This window comes from Ferrovibrio sp. GW821-FHT12F09 (assembly GCF_058806775.1).
The window spans coordinates 1,355,691-1,373,433 of sequence record NZ_JBXAPZ010000001.1 but is presented as its reverse complement, the minus strand read 5'-3'; the positions used below and the strand labels follow the sequence as shown (position 1 = coordinate 1,373,433).

Below are 17,743 nucleotides of genomic sequence, written 5' to 3'. Positions count from 1 at the left end.
TCAGGCCAGCCTTGGCGCGCGGGTGTAGCTCAATGGCAGAGCAGAAGCTTCCCAAGCTTACGACGGGGGTTCGATTCCCCTCACCCGCTCCATCCACATCAATGACTTACGCGAATTCACTCCGCGCTGATGTGGTCCATACGGCAAAAATACGGCAAAAGCAGAGCTAAATGCCCGTGGACGCAGGTAAATAACCCGCCAAAACCGGTGTACGGAAGCGATTTTTGCGACACCATGATTCAATTCGTCGGAAGCGATTCTTCTCGGCAAGATTGCATGCCTTGCGTCACGGCGCTGCCCACCGCGATCTGTTTGGGTAGAGCTAGCTTTGGTGTTGCATGCATCTCATTCAGAGGCCTATAGCACCCTAGCCGAACCACACCTTTATCAATCTTCGTTGCATGCGAGATACGTGCCCCTATGAAGAAAATCGGCTTTTTATCCTTTGGACATTGGTCCGAGTCACCGCAATCAGAAGCCCGCTCAGCGCAAGACGTTCTTTTGCAATCCATTGACCTGGCGGTGGCAGCTGAAGAGCTTGGCGCCGATGGCGCCTACTTCCGTGTCCATCACTTCGCCCGCCAACTCGCCTCGCCCTTCCCTCTTCTTGCCGCAGTCGGCGCTAGAACGCAGCGGATCGAGATCGGCACCGCTGTCATCGACATGCGGTATGAAAATCCCCTCTACATGGTCGAAGATGCCGGCGCTGCCGACTTGATCGCCGGGGGCCGCCTACAGCTTGGTATTAGCCGCGGCTCGCCGGAACAGGTGATCGACGGCTGGCGCCATTTTGGCTACGCGCCTGCTGAAGGCGAGAGTGACGCCGATATGGGACGCCGACATGGCGAGGTCTTTTTATCGCTATTAACCGGCAAAGGTTTTGCCCGGCCAAGCCCTCACCCGATGTTTCCCAACCCGCCCGGGCTGCTGCGTTTGGAGCCTCACTCAGAAGGCCTGCGCGATCGTATTTGGTGGGGCTCTGCCTCTGACGCGACCGCCGTCTGGGCGGCCCAGCAAGGCATGAACCTCCAGAGTTCGACCTTGAAGGCCGACGAAAGCGGCGAGCCTTTTCACATTCAGCAGGCTAAGCAGATACGCCGCTATCGCGAGGCCTGGGCGGCGGCAGGGCATCAGCGTACGCCACGCGTTTCTGTCTCACGCTCGATTTTTGCCCTGGTCAATGACCTAGACCGCGCCTATTTCGGTCGCGACACTAGCAGTGACCAGGTTGGCGTTATTGATAATATGCGGGCGATATTTGGTCGCTCTTATGCGGCCGAGCCAGACCGGCTGATCGAGGCGCTCAAAGGCGATGAAGCAATCGCCGAAGCCGATACCCTGTTGCTGACCGTGCCCAATCAGCTGGGCGTTGCGTATAACGCCCACGTCATTGAGACCATTCTCACCCAGATTGCGCCTGCTCTCGGCTGGCGATGATCTGATAATCAGAGAATCGGACTACGAAGCATAGGAAAACCATGGCTGACGATAATGTCGCAATGCGTGTTACCGCACTTGAAGAGCGCGCCGCATATCAGGATGAGATAATCGAGACTCTGAATCAGACCATTACCAAACAATGGGCTCAGATTGACAAGCTGACGCGGTTGATCGGAGCGCTAACCGACCGATTGCATGAAACTGAGGCCAAAGCATCCCATGGCCCAGTCACTGAACGTCCACCCCATTACTGATCTAGAAAATCAAGTGGCCGGTGACTAACTAGTAAAATCTACTGGGCAGTTGTCGACCGCATCATTTGGTCGTCAGTCCTAGGGCAATCACCGCATCGAAGTCTATGATCTACCGCTCTCGTAAGCTCTCGTCGCGGTAACGCATGATTGGCGATAATAGATAATCAATCATGCGGCGCTGATCGGTCTTGATTTCTGCTGTCAAAGCCATGCCAGCGCCAAGGTCCATACGTTTGCCATCAACATCGATCCACGTACGCTGCAATGCAATGCGTGCCGGGTAGATCAGGCCACGCTTTTCATCGGCAACGGCGTCTCGCGACACAGACGTCACTTTCCCGGGGATCGTGCCATATTTGGTGAATAGAAACGTTTCGAGCTTCACCTCGACATCCTGGCCCGGCTGAATGAAGCCAATATCTCGATTCTGAACCATGGCTTCAACTTCGAGGGCACCGCCCGCTGGCACCACGGCCATGAGTTGCTGCGCCGGCGTAACCACGCCACCAACCGTATGGATGGCCAGTTGCTGTACAACGCCATCAAGCGGCGATGTCAGGGTCTGCTGACCATAACGCTGTTCAGCTTTCAATACCTCTTCTTCCAACGCTGCCTGCCGACGCTCAGCTTCATTTCGTTGCACGAGAATGTCGCGCAAATATTCTGAACGGGCCTGACTACGCTGGCGCTCTAGCGTCTTTAAGGTCGCGATCGTTTCTTCTCGACGATGTCGCAGCGCCCTTAACTCATGCTGCATTTCTACGAGCTGTTGCTGCAGCTCCAACGCCGTGAGGCGAGATCCGTAACCTTTATCGGCCAACCCAGTTCTGGCATCGCTGCGCTGAGTCATGAGCGGTAGCGTCTGTTCCAGTTTGGCGATAGCCACTTCAACCGACCGGCGCTCCGCCTCACGTCGCTCCTTCTCAGATTCTAGGCCCGCCAAACGGGCCATATGCTCATCTGTCTGACTCACCAGCAGCGCCCGCTGCAGATCTGCCAAGCCAGCCGGCGTGCCGATTGGTGCTTTGAAGCGGGGCAGGGGATCGGCTGGATATGACGCCGCTTCTAAACGAGCGACATCGGCGCGCGATGCAGTCAAATCTGAGATCATGCGGCGCATGTCGGAACCCGACGCCGTCGGATCCAATTCGACAAGGATATCGCCAAACTTCACTGCTTGCCCATCCTGTACATGGATGGCACGAATGATGCCGGTTTCTAACGGCTGAATCACCTTTGTCCTTCCAGGTGGGATTGTGCGGCCATCGGCCAGGGCCACCACATCTAACCGACCGATAAATGACCAAGCCACACCGATGACCAATAGCGCCGTCAGAGTCCAGAATAGATACCGTGCCGTCGGCGAAGCCGGGCTTTCCAATACCTCTAGCGCAGCCGGCAGGAAGTCGATCTCATCACGACTGCGCGGCTTAGCCACTGGCCTCTTAGCCTCATCGCGCAGTGCCGCACGGGTCACAGATGCCGCATTGCGCAGGCCGTCCCAGGCGCCCCTAAACGACATGCAACCCTCCCGCCTGTTGACGGATCATGGCGGCAAATCGGCCACCTTGACGTATCAGTTGCTCGGGCGAGCCATCTTCAACGATCTGGCCTTGTTCGACGGTAATAATGCGATGGGCATGCCTGACCGCCGACAGTCTATGGGCGATAATTAGCACCGTGCGGCCCTTGCAGATACGCTCCATATTAGCCTGGATCGCCGCTTCAGATTCGACATCCAGCGCGCTTGTCGCCTCGTCGAAGATCAAAATGCGCGGGTTAGCGATCAGGGCTCGGGCAATAGCGATGCGTTGACGCTGGCCGCCTGACAACGACGCCCCACGCTCGCCAACTGCGGTGTCATACCCTTGCGGTAGGGTCATAATGAAATCGTGAGCGCCTGCTAATTGAGCGGCAGCCATCACCTTCTCTAGCGGCGCACCTGGGTCGGCAAGCGCAACATTCTCGCGCACTGTGCCGGTAAACAGTGTGTTTTCCTGTAGCACCACGCCAATCATACGACGCAGCGAGGGCGGATCAACTTGCGCCAAGTCCAGTCCATCAATGGAAATCTTACCTGATTCCGGCACATACATGCGCTGAATGAGCTTCGCGAGCGTGCTCTTACCCGACCCTGAAGGGCCAACGATACCGACCACCTGTCCCGCCGGTATGCCAAAGGTGAGGTTGCGCAGAACATCTGGACCATCTGGGCGATAGCGGAAGGTAGCACGTTCAAATGCCACTTGCCCCTTCAGAGCGGGCAGTGACTGGCGGCCCGCGCTGGTTGAAGCTTCTGAATGCGTGTTCAGAATGTCACCCAAACGCTCGATCGATAGCCGTGCCTGCTGAAAATCTTGCCACAGCTGAGCGATGCGTAGCACCGGACCGCTCACGCGCCCCGACAGCATGTTGAAAGCCACCAGTTCGCCCACCGTCAAATTGCCGCCAATCACCAGCTTTGCGCCGGTCCAAAGTGTCGCAGCAATGACAATCTTGCTGATCAACTGCGCTGCTTGGCTGCCGATATTGGCGACATGGTCGACGCGAAAGGCAGCGCGCACATAGGCCGAGAGCAACTCCTCCCAACGGCGCTGCATCTGCGGTTCAATGGCCATGGCCTTCACGGTCTCAATACCGCCGATACGCTCCACCAAGAAGGCCTGATTCTCTGAACCACGAGTGAATTTCTCATCCAACCGAGATTTCAACATAGGCGTGATAACCAGTGAAATTCCAACATAAAACGGAATGGCTGCCAAGCAGATCCAGGTCAGAACCGGGCTATACAAGAACATCACGATAAGAAAGACAAAAGTGAATACCATGTCGACTGCCGCCGTCAGCGTCGACCCGGTTAAGAAGTTTCGAATACTCTCTAATTCACGCACTCGCGCCACGCTGTCACCGACCCGCCTCGCCTCGAAGTAAGGCAATGGTAGGGCCATCAGATGGCCAAACAACCGAGCACCAAGTTCAAGATCGATGCGATTGGTGGTATGCGAAAACAAATAGGTACGCAGCATGCTAAACAGTGTCTCAAAGACTGCGATCGCTAATAGAGCAAATATCAGTACATCGAGAGTCGTCAGCGAGCGGTGCACCATAACCTTGTCGATCACCACTTGGAACATCAGCGGCGAAACGAGGGCGATCACCTGAATAATGAACGAGGCCAGAAGAACCTCGCCGAACATCCTGCGGTATTTCACCACTGCCGGGATAAACCAGGAGATGCCGAAGCGTCGCTGCGCGCCTGCCAGATTGGCGCGGGTAGCGATCAGGATCAGATCGCCGGACCAGATGGTCGCGAATTCCTCGCGGCCGATTGAGCGTGGCCTCCCGTCATGGCCATCGGCAACCAGCACCTCGTCACGGTCGCCCTGCCGCCGCACGCTGCCCAGTACGACATAACTGCCATCCTTCAACACCGCGACGGCCGGCAGTGGTGTACTGGCCAGCCGGTCCCAGCTAGTGGGCACGCGCCGGATTTTGAGGTCAAGCTGACGTCCTGCCCGGACCAGTTCATCGGGCGTGATCTGCCAGCCCGGCCGGCCGAAACGGTGGATTAGCTGGCCCGGGTCAACCGCCCTACCTTGTATGCGCATGATCAGCGCAAGACACAGCAACCCGCTGTCAGCCGATCGCACTCCATTCTCATTATCCACGCCTCAGGTCCCCGCCTCTCCGGCCCCGTCTACGGGGCCGGCGTCATGCTTGTTTTCGTACTATGCCCAGGCCGTAGCAAAGACCGGTGCGAGCGCGCTGGCCGTCGACGGATCCAGCGTGAACTGACCAGCCGCCGGCGGACTGTAGGATGCCATAGCATTGACCAGAGATTGGACATTTGCCGCCGTCAAGCTGTGGCTGCCATCCTCAGTCTGGATGCTGTCAACCCGGCGGCTACTGTCGGTATACCAGTCCTTCATCAACACGCTACTGCTCGTCTCGCCGATGACGTCGATCTTCAGGTCGTTGCCGCTCTGGCGGAACCAGAGCTGGTTATAGGCCACACCAGACATGAACCGGACGACATCGTTGGTCGAGGCCGCATCAGTGATTCCGGCCTGATAGATACTATCCACGCCGTCGCCGCGGGCTATCTGGTAGGTATCGTTGCCCTGACCACCGGTGAGAGAGTCGTTGCCGATGCCACCATTCAGGATGTCGTTGTTATCGCCGCCATTCAGCGTGTCGGCACCATCCAGACCCCACATATTGTCATTACCTGCGCCACCGCTCAGAACGTTAGCGGCATTAGTGCCTTCGACGCTGTCGTCATAGTTACCCATGACAGCATTCTCGAAGTTCAGAATTGTCTCGGACCAGGCGGGACCGCTGTACCCCATGCCATTCAGAAGGCTAATGGCAGCCCCTTCGGTTGCGCCACTGTAGTCGACAGTATCGATACCGTTGCCGCCATCCATATAATCGACGCCATCACCGCCGATGATCACGTCATCGCCGTCACCACCATTTAGCGTGTCATCGCCGGCACCGCCATTCAGGCGGTTGGCCAGGGTATTGCCGACGATGGTGTCATTGAAGTCCGAACCAAGGACGTTTTCGACGGTGGCGATCGAGTCACCCGCAGCATAGCCACCCTGCGAATTTATCAGCAGATTGACCGAGATCGCCGAAGTTGCGGCGCTGTAGTCGACTGTGTCGATTCCGTTGCCGCCATTGAGTGTGTCGCTGCCGAGGCCGCCGACGAGCCAGTCGTCGCCATCACCGCCGTTCAGCGTGTCGTTACCGGCGCCACCATCCAGACGGTTGGCGATCGTCGTACCGGTCAACGTATCGTTGAAGGCAGAGCCAATCATGTTCTCGATGCCGTTGAAGGTGTCGCCAGCCGCATCGCTTCCGCTGCCGGAGTTGGTCCCCATGTTGGCCGTGACCGCCGCGGCGGCAGAGCTGTAATCCACGGTGTCGATGCCGTTGCCACCGGTCATCGCATCGCTGCCTGCACCACCGACCAGGATATCGTCGCCGTCACCGCCATTCAGTGCGTCATTGCCCAGGCCGCCTTCGAGACGGTTGGCATTGGTGTCGCCGACCAGCGTATCGTTGAAAGCAGACCCGATCAGGCTCTCGATGCTGGTCAGCACATCGCCGGCCGCATCGCCGCCCGAAAGGGCACCTGTGAGCAGGTTGATCGATACGGCAATCGACGAGCCTGCGTAAGAGGCTGTGTCGCTGCCGCCGCCGCCATTGATGGCGTCGGCGCCCACCCCGCCTTCGATGGTGTTGTTTCCGGTCGAGCCGACCAGCGTGTCGTTGAAGGCCGTGCCGATCAGGTTTTCGATGCTAGTCAGCACATCGCCGGCCGCATCACCACCCGAGGCGGCGCCCGTTGCCAGGTTGACGCTCACGCCGGCCGACGAGGTCGCATAGGTGACTGTATCTATATCTGCGCCACCATCAATGGTATCCGCGCCGGAGCCGCCGTTCAGGATGTCATTCCCGTCCAGCCCCCAGATCATGTCGTTGCCGGCACCGCCGCTGATGACATTAATGCCATTGGTGCCTTCGACCTCGTCGTTATAGTTGGTCATGACGGCATTTTCGAAATTCAGAACTACCTCCGACCAGGCGGAACCAAGCACGCCCATGCCATTCAGAAGGCTGACAACTGCATATTCGGCCGCGCCGCTGTAATCGACAGTGTCAATGCCATTGCCGCCATTCATGGTATCAACGCCATCGCCGCCGATGACCCAGTCATCTCCGTCTTCACCAAGGATCGTGTCGTCACCGGCACCGCCATCAATGCGATTGGCGACATTGCTGCCTTGGATCGAATCACCGTAAATCGAACCGATGGCATTTTCGAAGTTCAGGATCGATTCCCAATAGGCGTAACCCGATCCATTGCCGTTCAGCAGGCTGATCGCCAGCCAGCTGGTCGCGGCGCTGTAATCGACAGTATCAATACCACCGCCGCCATTCATATTGTCGATGCCATCACCACCGATGATCCAGTCATCGCCGTTGCCGCCATCGATCACATCATCGCCAGCCCCACCCTCGATGCGGTTGGCAGCACCACTACCGGTAATGGTGTCGTTGTAAGCCGTGCCGAGGACATTCTCGAGCGTGCCATAGGTATCGCCCTGGGCATCGCCGCCCGTGCCGGCACCGGCGGTAAGGTTGACCGTGACGGCAACCGTCCCCGTCCTGTAATCGACCGTGTCGATGCCATTGCCGCCAGTCATGGCATCATTGCCTCCGCCGCCGATGAACCAGTCATCGCCGTCGCCACCATTCATCGTATCGTTGCCCAGACCACCTTCGAAGCGATTGGCGTTGGCGTCGCCGGTGAACACATCGTTGAAGGCCGAACCGATCAGGTTTTCGATGCTGGTCAGTACATCACCGGCTGCATCGCCGCCGCTGGCGGCACCCGTTCCCAGGTTGACCGAGACGGCGACTGACGAGTTGGCGTAAGTGACGGTATCAGTACCGCCGCTGCCATTGATCGTATCGGCGCCGGCGCCGCCATCGAAGATGTTGTCCCCGGCCGTGCCGATCAGCGTGTCGTTGAAGGACGAGCCGACTGCATTCTCGAAGCTGCTGATCACATCGCCCTGGGCGTCGCCGCCCGAGACAGCATTGGTGGCTAGGTTGACCGAGACGCCGGCGCTTGATCCGGCATAGCTGATCGTATCGTTACCGGCGTCGCCAGTCATCGTATCGGCGCCAGCGCCGCCACGGAAGGTATTGTCGGCAACCGTACCAACAAGGGTGTCGTTATAGGCCGTGCCGATCACGCTCTCGAAATTACTGATCGTGTCGCCCGCGGCATCGCCGCCTGCAACAACATTGGTGGCCAGATTGACCGAGATTCCGGAAGTGGAGGTCGAATAATCCAGCGTATCCGAACCGCCGGCGCCATCCAGGATATCGGCGCCTGCACCGGCGCGCATGAGGTTGTCTTTGCCGTCGCCGATCAGTGTATCGCTGTAAGCCGAGCCCCAGATGTTATGGACGCCCAACGCGGTGTAGGCCTGTCCCCAGGCATTATAGTAAGTTCCCAGGAAGACGTCGCCCGTGGCATCACCACCATCAGCGTAACCGGTGGCAAGATTGATGCTGACCCCGGCCGAGGACCGCAGATAGCTGAGCGTATCGATGCCACCGCCACTGCTCATGATATCCGCGCCGACGCCACCTTCGAATATCTCATTGGCAGCAGACCCGTAAAACAGGTCTCCGAATTTGGTTCCGATGAAAGATTCAAAGTTGAGCAGCTGATCCTTGTTGATGGCATTGCCGACCGTCGATCCGACATATTTCGAATAACCATCAACCCGGTTGAACACCACCTGGGTCCAGGTGGCCAATGAGTTCAGGCCACTGTAATCAATGGTATCGAAACCAGCGCCACCATCAATGGAGTCCTGGCCTGCACTCAGCAGGAAGGTACTGTCGCTGGCATTGCCAATCAGACTGTCATCGAAGGTCGATCCTTGCAGGCCTTCAAAGTTGCTGATGACGTCGCCGGCTGCATCGCCGCCCGACGCTGTATTGGTCGTCAGGTTGACGGTGACTGCTGCGGCGGAATTGACATAACTGAGGATGTCCATGCCGGCGCCGCCATTCAGCGTATCGGCGCCGAGACCGCCGTTAATGATGTTGTCACTGTTGTCGCCCGTCAGGCTGTCGTTATTGGCCGAACCGAGCAGGTTCTCAATGCTGGTCAATGTGTCGCCGGCCGCGTCGCCGCCGGTATTGACATTGGTCAGCAGGTTGACCGTCACACCAGCGGCCGACGTCCGGTACGATGCCGTATCGGACCCGGCACCACCATTGACCGCATCGGCACCCCCGAGGCCTTCAATGGTGTTCTGGTTGCCGTCACCAGTCAGGGTATCGGCATAGGTGGAACCGATCAGGTTCTCGATTTCGGTGAAGGTATCGCCATTGGCATCGCCTGTTCCGATGCCGGTGGCCAAATTGACGATCACACCCGCCAGCGCCGTACTGTAGCTGGCCGCGTCGGAGCCATTGCCGCCGATCAGCACGTCAGCCCCTGCTCCACCAATCAGGGTGTCGTTGCCATCCATGCCGTAGAGCGTGTCGGTCCCTGCTCCGCCATCCAGCACATTGGCATTGGCATCGCCCTGCAGACTATCATCGAAGGCCGATCCGGTCAGATTCTCGACCGTGTTGAAGGTATCACCCGTGGCGTCACCGCCAGAGCCCGTGTTGTTGGTCAGGCTGACGGTCACCGCGGCCTGGCTGCCGCTGTAATCCGCCGTATCGAGGCCATTGCCGCCATTAAGGGTATCGGCACCAAGGCCGCCAACCAAGATATCGGCACCATCGTTGCCAAACAGCTGGTCGTTGCCGTTCAGGCCCCACAGCGTATTGGCCCCGGCATTTCCGGCCAGGATGTCGTTGAAATTCGATCCTTCCAGATTTTCGATAGCGCTGTATGTGTCGCCCGTGGCTTCACCGGCCCGCGTTGTATTGTCCAGGCGGGCCGTGACGGCCGCCGCGGCATAGCGGTAACTGGCGGTATCGATACCATCTAGCCCATTCATCGCGTCGGCACCCAAACCACCAATCAAGGTGTTGTTGCCGGCATTGCCGATCAGCGTGTCGGCGAAGTTGCTGCCAATGATATTCTCAAAGTTGGCCAGTACATCGCCTGCAGCATCACTGCCGGCGCCCGCCCCCGTATTCAGGTTGGCGGTCACGGCCGCGGCCGAGCTGGCATAGCTTACCGTGTCGATGCCGTCGCCGCCATCCATGGTGTCCGAACCAGCGCCGCCATCGATCACGTCATTGCCGCCCAGGCCATAGATGGTGTCGTTGCCGCCCAGGCCGTTGATGATGTCCTCGTAAGGCGTGCCGTAAATTGTCTCGCCGGCCGCCGTACCATTGATCGCACCGGTCAGAGCACTGCCAACGCCGCCATCGGAAAATTGCAGGCCTTCAACACCAGTCAAGGTGACTGCGCTGCTCAGGCCACCGCCGGCGACGGTAACACTGCTTGGGCCATAGGTGATTGTGTAGCTAGCCAGCGCGCCGGAAAAGACGGCAATATCTGTCCCGGAACCGCCGATCACGTTGGTGCCTCCAACGGTGACGGTGATGAGGTCGTTGCCTGCGCCACCATCCAGGGTACCGCCGGAGACAGTGCCGCCGACGATGGTGTCATTGTGGATCGAGCCGATAATGCTCTCGATGCCGCTGTAGGTTCCGGTGTTGCTGATACCCGTCGTCAGGTTTGCCGTGATCGGGCCAGCTGCCGTGACATGGGATACTGTATCGATACCCGAGCCGCCGATTACCGTGGTATTTGTGGCATTGACCACAATCGTGTCGTTGCCATCGCCACCATTCAGCGTGCCGCCCTGCGTGACTGTGCCGGTAATGGTGTCGTTGAAGGCCGAACCGATCATGCTCTCGATCAGGGATATGGTATCGCCAGTGCTGTTGACACCAGACTGCAAATCCATGGTCACGCCGACAGAAGAATTGGCATAGGACACCGTATCGATGCCCGCCCCACCAAGCATCGTGGTGCCGCTGGCATTCACGACGAAGGTGTCGTTGCCATTGCCACCAGTCAGGGTCGCGCCGCCGATGCTGCTGCCGACAATGGTATCGGCGAAGCTGGTGCCGATTACATTCTCGATACCGGTCAAGGTATCGCCGTTGCTGCTGGTGCCGGTCTGCAGGTTAACCGTGACGCCTACCGTGCCCAGAGCATAGGACACCGTATCGGTGCCTGCGCCGCCGATCACCGTGGTGCCGGCCGCGCCTACGATAATGGTGTCGTTGCCGTTGCCACCATCCAGCGTGCCGCCGGTCGTCGCGCTGCCGGTTATAGTGTCATTGAAGCCAGAACCGATCACACTCTCGACGCCGCTATAGGTACCGGTGGTGCCGGTGCCGGCCGTCAGGTTGACGGTCACGCCAGCGGTCGCATTGGCATGAGACACCGTATCGATGCCCGCACCGCCGATAACCGCGGTACTGTTGGCATTGACGATGATGGTGTCGTTCCCGTTGCCGCCATTCAGCGTGCCGCCAGTGACGGTTCCACCGGTGATAGTGTCGTTGAAGTCAGAGCCGGTGACGCTCTCGACACCGTTATAGGTATCGCCGCTGCCACCGGTGCCCGTCACCAGATTTACGGCAACGCCGGCCGAGGCATTGGCATAAGAGACGGTATCGGTGCCGCTGCCGCCAATCACTGTGGTGCTGCCGGCACTGACGACGATAGTGTCATTGCCGAGCGCTCCGTCTAGGGTGGCGCCGGTATTGGTGCCGCCGATGATGGTATCGGCATTGCTAGACCCGATGGCATTCTCGATACCGACATAGGTGTCGCCCGCACCACCACTGCCCGCGCTCAGGTTTATGGTTACGCCGCTGCCGGCATTGGCATAGGACACGGTATCGTTGCCCGCGCCGCCGATCGCGGTGGTGCTGCCCGTCATGATGTTGATCAGGTCGTTACCGTTTCCACCGTCTAAGGTGGTGCCCGTGGTCAGGCTGCCGATGATGGTGTCGTCATAGGTCGATCCGATCACATTCTCGATCGTGTTGAAGGTGTTCCCGTTGCTGCCGGTGCCGGTATACAGATTCACGGTCACACCAGCCGCGGCATTGGCAAACGACACGGAATCCGTGCCCGCACCGCCGATGACGGCCGTGCTAGCGGCATTCACGATGATCGTGTCGTTGCCGTTGCCGCCATTCAGCGTGCCGCCGGTCGTCGCGCTGCCGGTAATGGCGTCGGCAAAGCCAGAGCCGATCACGCTCTCGACACCAATGATCGTATCGCTGTTGCTGCTGGTGCCGGCCGTCAGATCGACCGTCACGCCGGCCGTGGCGCTGGCATAAGAGACCGCGTCGTTACCTGCCCCACCGATGATAGTGGTATTGGCGCCATTCACGGCAATGGTGTCGTTACCGTTGCCGCCATCCAGCGTGGCGCCACTCGTCGCCCCGCCGGTGATGGTATCGCCGTATGCCGAACCGACTACGTTCTCGATACCGGTGAAGGTATTGCCACCGCTGCCGGTGCCGGTGCCGAGGTTGACAGTCACAGCTGCCGCCGCGCTGGCAAACGAAACCGTATCGCTGCCGTTGCCGCCAATCACCGCGGTGCTGCCAGCCGTCACATTGATAGTGTCGTCGCCATCGGCGCCATCCAGAACCACGCCCGTTGCGGTGCCGCCGGTGATGGTGTCCCCATAGGCCGAGCCGACGATATTCTCGATGCTCGTGAAGGTGTCGCCGTTGCTGCTGGTCCCGGTGATTAGGTTCACCGTCACTGCAGCCGCGGCCTGGGCATAGGAGGCCGTATCGGTGCCTGCACCGCCGATCACCGCGGTATTGCCGGCGGTCACCACGATAGTGTCGTTGCCGTCGCCGCCGTCCAGCGTAGCACCTGCCGCGATGCCGCCGGTGATAGTGTCGCCATAGGTCGAGCCGACTACGTTCTCGATGTCGATCAGCGTATCGCCGTTGCTGCTGGTGCCGGTGGTCAGGTCCACCGTTACGCCGGCCGCGGCTGCTGCAAACGAAGCTGTATCGGTGCCGCTGCCACCGATCACCGTGGTGCTGCCAGCCGTCACCACAATGGCGTCGTTGCCGTCGCCGCCATCCAGCATAGCACCTGTGGCAGTGCCGCCGGTGATGGTGTCGCCGTAATCCGAGCCGATCACATTCTCGATGTCGATCAGCGTGTCGCCGTTGCTGCTGGTGCCGGTGGTCAGGTTCACAGTCACGGCCGCCGCGGCTTCAGCGTAAGATGCCGTATCGGTACCAGCGCCGCCAATCACTGTGGCGCTGCTGGCGGTGACAATGATGGTATCGTCGCCGTCTCCGCCGTCGATCACACTGCCCGAGGCCGTGCCGCCGCTGATCGTATCGCCGTAAGCCGACCCCGTGACGTTCTCGATGCTGATCAGCGTATCGCCGTTGCTGGTGGTGCCCGCAGCAAGATCCACCGTCACGCCGGCCGCAGCGCCGGCGAAAGACGCCGTGTCTGTTCCCGAACCGCCGATGGCCGTGGTATTGGCTGCCTGTATCACGATGGTGTCGTTGCCTGCGCCGCCGTCCAGCACTGCGCCAGTGGCTGTGCCGCTGATGAGCGTGTCGCTGAAGTCCGACCCGATGACGTTCTCGATCGAGACATAGGTATCGCCACCAGCGTCGCTGCCCGCGCCCGTGCCGGCGCCAAGATCGACCGTGACCGCGGCCGTGGCCGTGGCGTAGGATGCCGTATCGGTGCCGGCGCCACCGTCGATGCTGTCGGCACCACCGCCGCCGATGATGATGTTGTTGCCGGTATCGCCGGTCAGGCTGTCATTCTGGGCCGAGCCGATCAGGTTCTCGATATTGACCAGCGTGTCGCCCTCGGCATCGCCGCCATGGCCAGTATCGGCCTCCAGATCGATCGTCACTGCCTGCGCCGAAGCACTGTAATCAGCCGCATCGATGCCATCACCGCCATCCAGCGCATCGGCACCGGCTCCGCCGGCCAGCACATCATCGCCGGCACCGGCATCCAAGGTATCCGCACCACCATTCCCACTGAGGCTGTCGTTGCCTTCACCGCCCGTCAGCACATTGTTGTTACCGTCACCGATCAACGAGTCATCGAATTCTGAGCCAATGAGATTCTCGATAGTGGCGAGCGTATCACCCTGGGCATCGCCACCCGTGCCGATTCCGGTGGTTAGGTTAACCGTCACGCCGGCCACCGAGCCAGCATAGCTGGCGGTATCCGTGCCCGCTCCGCCGGTCAGGAAGTCGCCGCCCGCGCCGCCTTCCAGCAGGTCGTTGCCTTGACCGCCATCCAGTCCATTGACACCGGCATCGCCGGTCAGCACGTCATCGAAATTGGAGCCGGTGATATTTTCCACGCCGGTGAGCGTATCGCCTTGAGCGTCACCACCCGCACCAGTGCCGGTATCCAGATTGACGGTCACGCCAGAGGCCGAAGCGGCATAAAGCGCCAAGTCAGAACCGTTGCCACCAGTTAGCGCATCGGCACCACCACCACCGATTAGAACATCATGGCCGTCGCCGCCATCGATGACATCATCACCCAACGCACCGTCGATCACGTTATTTCCGACATCGCCGGTCAGAATGTCGTCGAAATTCGAGCCGAGCAGGTTCTCGACGCCGGTGAGCGTATCGCCCTCGGCATCAGCTCGCGTGCCGGTCCCCGTGGACAGGTCTACAGTCACGGCCCCACTGGAACCGATATAGCTGGCCATATCCGTGCCACTGCCACCAACAATGGTGTCTGCGCCACCGCCGCCGATCAGGACATCATTGCCCTGGCCACCATCGATAAAGTCATCCCCCAGCGCGCCATCGATGACGTTGTCGCCATTGCTGCCGGTAAGGCTGTCGTTGTCCGACGAACCGATCAGATTCTCAATACTGTTGTACGTATCGCCCTGCGCATCGTTATCCACACCGCTGTTGGTGGCGAGATTGACGGTGACTGCGCCAGCCGAGCCGGCATAGGTGGCGGTATCCGTACCGCTGCCGCCGACCAGGCTGTCGGCGCCCGCGCCGCCTTCCAGCGTGTCGTTGCCGTTGCCGCCGTCCAACACGTTGGTGCCGGCATTGCCGGTGAGCCGGTCGACGGAACCCGAGCCGGTCAAGTTCTCAATCCCAGTCAGCGTATCGCCTTGGGCATCACCGCCCAGGCCGGTGCCCGTGGTCAGGCTGACATTCACACCTGAGGCCGAACTGCTGTAGCTCGCGGTATCTGTGCCATTACCGCCGATCAGTACATCGGCACCTGCACCGCCGGTCAGCACGTCGTTGCCGTCGCCGGCATCAATGGTGTCGGCACCGCCGGCACCGTTCAGGTTGTTGTTGGCGCTGTCGCCAGTCAACGTATCGACCTGGTTGGAACCGACCAAGTTCTCGATTCCGGTCAACGTATCGCCCTGGGCATCGCCGCCGACACCGGTTCCGGCGCTGAGATCGACCGTCACACCGGCAGCTGAGCTGCTGTAGCTCGCGGTATCCGTGCCATTGCCCCCGATCAACGTATCAGCGCCAGCACCGCCGGTCAGCGTGTCATTGCCGTCACCACCATCCAGCGTGTCGTCGCCGGCATTGCCGGTGAAGCTGTTATTCGACGCATCGCCGGTCAGCGTGTCATCGAAGAAAGAGCCATTGAGGTTTTCGATACTGATCAGGGTATCGCCTTGGGCATCACCGCCGACACCGGTGCCAGTGCTCAAGTTAACGGTCACGCCAGTGGCAGAGCCTGTATACTGCGCCGTATCGGTGCCGCCACCACCATTGATCACATCGGCGCCGGCGCCGCCGGTCAGGCCATTGGCGTTGCCGTCGCCGATCAACGTATCGTCATAGGACGAGCCGAACAGGCTTTCGACGCCCGTCAGTGTGTCGCCTTCTGCATCGCCACCACTGCCCGTACCGGTCGCCAGATTGACGGTCACGGCGGCCGAAGATTGCGCATATGTGGCAGTATCCGCGGCGCCCGCCCCGCCATTAATGGTATCTGCGCCAGCGCCACCGACCAGCGTATCGTTACCATTGCCACCATCGAGCAAATTGTTGCCGGCGTCGCCGACCAAAAGATCGTTGAAGGCTGACCCTGTGAGATTCTCAATGCTGCTGAGCGTATCGCCAGCGGCTTCGCCGGCATTGATAATGCTGTTATCAAGAGCGACCTGAACAAACGACGTCGCATTGGCGTAGCTCGCCGTGTCTGTGCCGTCGCCGCCCACCACCGTGTCGGCGCCAGTGCCGCCGATCAGCGTGTCGTTGCCGTCGCCGCCATCTAGCATGTCATTCCCAGCCCCCCCATCCAACACATTGTCGCCGGCATCGCCGGTCAATGTGTCGTCATGGGCAGAACCGGTGAGATTCTCGATGCCGCTCAACGTGTCGCCATCGGCGTCACCGCTGCTGCCAGCACCTGTCGCTAGATTGACGGTTACGCCTGCTGCAGAACCAGCATAGGTCGCCGTGTCGACATTGGCCCCACCATCCAGCGCATCTGCTCCTGCACCGCCATCGATAAGATCGTTACCGCCGCCGCCGGAAAGTGTGTCGTTGCCGGCCAGACCAGAGATTTGATCCGCCGCAGCGGTACCGTTGAGGGTGTTATCAGAAGAATCACCGGTAATAATCGCCATGGCTGAGCCCCCTCATATGACCGTCTTATAGATGCGGTATTATGAGGCTTCACAACTATTGGTACGGAGTCAAATACTTAAAGAGGACTTGTGGATAACTTCATAAATTATAAGTTGCCGTGTCATATAAATTTACTATCAACACGACCTGCACGGGTGTCGACCATTTAGCGCAAATACCGAAGACATATCCGTCGTGATTTGGGCGACCAGCCGGGCCTCTTCTTGCTAACGGCCGCCAATCGACCCGCCTACCGCTCCCAATTGCATCGAACCGCTGAACACTGCTCATAAGCAGAGGCAGCAGCGCGGTCTGAAGGTATATCTGCCGCCGCTAACCAGCGCTGACAGATGGGCACATAGACTTCGCAAAGCCTGGCACATATCGCACTAATCGAGCCCCATCAAAGCCGCCAAGTTTTATTGGCAAGGCGCTATCTCCTCACCAGAGTTCGTAGCGTAATCCCTACTCAGTCAGATCCTACTGACCAATTCGGTCACTGAACTGATTCCAATAAAATCTACCGGCAGATATCAAATTCGGAAAATCTACTGACCGGGTATTTTTACCTCCGCCGGATGCTAAGTGGCAAAAATCTACTAGCCAGACGCAGTCACTGTCGAAGAGAAATATGAAAAGTCTAGTGATAAAACACATCATTTAGGAGGCGTGCACGGCGAAGATCGCATCCACGGCAACAGCCGAACCCTGCGGCAACTGATTCACGCGAATAGCCGTTCGGACATGCGCCGCGATTGCGCTACCGAATACCTCATGGAAGCAATCCGATGCGCCGTTGACCACGTGGGGACAAATGCAAAGTCCGGGGTGCAGTTCACGAAGCCTCCGACCCGGAGGCAGGACGCAACACGATCAAAATTTCCGTC

Annotated in this window: 5 protein-coding genes and 1 tRNA gene; 3 read left to right on the top strand and 3 right to left on the bottom strand. The window is 59.4% G+C overall.

Going from position 1 to position 17,743, the window contains the following annotated elements:
• Positions 1-18: 18 nt before the first annotated feature.
• From AC1ROB_RS06855 to AC1ROB_RS06845, 3 genes are all read left to right on the top strand, one after another.
• Positions 19-92: transfer RNA gene (locus AC1ROB_RS06855), tRNA-Gly, on the top strand.
• 328 nt (positions 93-420) lie between these two features.
• Positions 421-1,437, top strand: coding sequence for an LLM class flavin-dependent oxidoreductase (locus AC1ROB_RS06850; RefSeq protein WP_492971948.1), 1,017 nt, complete (start codon positions 421-423; stop codon positions 1,435-1,437).
• Positions 1,438-1,478: 41 nt separating this feature from the next.
• A complete protein-coding gene (locus tag AC1ROB_RS06845) occupies positions 1,479-1,694 on the top strand; it encodes a SlyX family protein (protein ID WP_492971949.1) in 216 nt (71 codons plus the stop codon).
• Positions 1,695-1,803: 109 nt separating this feature from the next.
• Here the strand turns inward: AC1ROB_RS06845 and AC1ROB_RS06840 are convergent, their stop codons facing one another.
• From AC1ROB_RS06840 to AC1ROB_RS06830, 3 genes are read right to left on the bottom strand one after another with little or no spacing between them, the layout of a single operon-like run.
• Positions 1,804-3,216 carry an HlyD family type I secretion periplasmic adaptor subunit gene (locus AC1ROB_RS06840; RefSeq protein ID WP_492971950.1) on the bottom strand — a complete coding sequence of 471 codons (1,413 nt, stop codon included), beginning with the start codon at positions 3,214-3,216 and terminating at the stop codon, positions 1,804-1,806.
• Positions 3,206-5,362 (bottom strand): type I secretion system permease/ATPase, encoded by a 2,157-nt coding sequence (locus AC1ROB_RS06835; RefSeq protein ID WP_492971951.1) that lies wholly within the window; start codon positions 5,360-5,362, stop codon positions 3,206-3,208. The genes AC1ROB_RS06840 and AC1ROB_RS06835 overlap by 11 nt, the downstream gene beginning before the upstream one ends.
• Positions 5,363-5,422: 60 nt before the next feature.
• Entirely contained in the window at positions 5,423-16,855 is an 11,433-nt protein-coding gene (locus AC1ROB_RS06830) for a beta strand repeat-containing protein (protein WP_492971952.1), read from the bottom strand.
• Between the last annotated feature and the right edge of the window lie 888 nt (positions 16,856-17,743).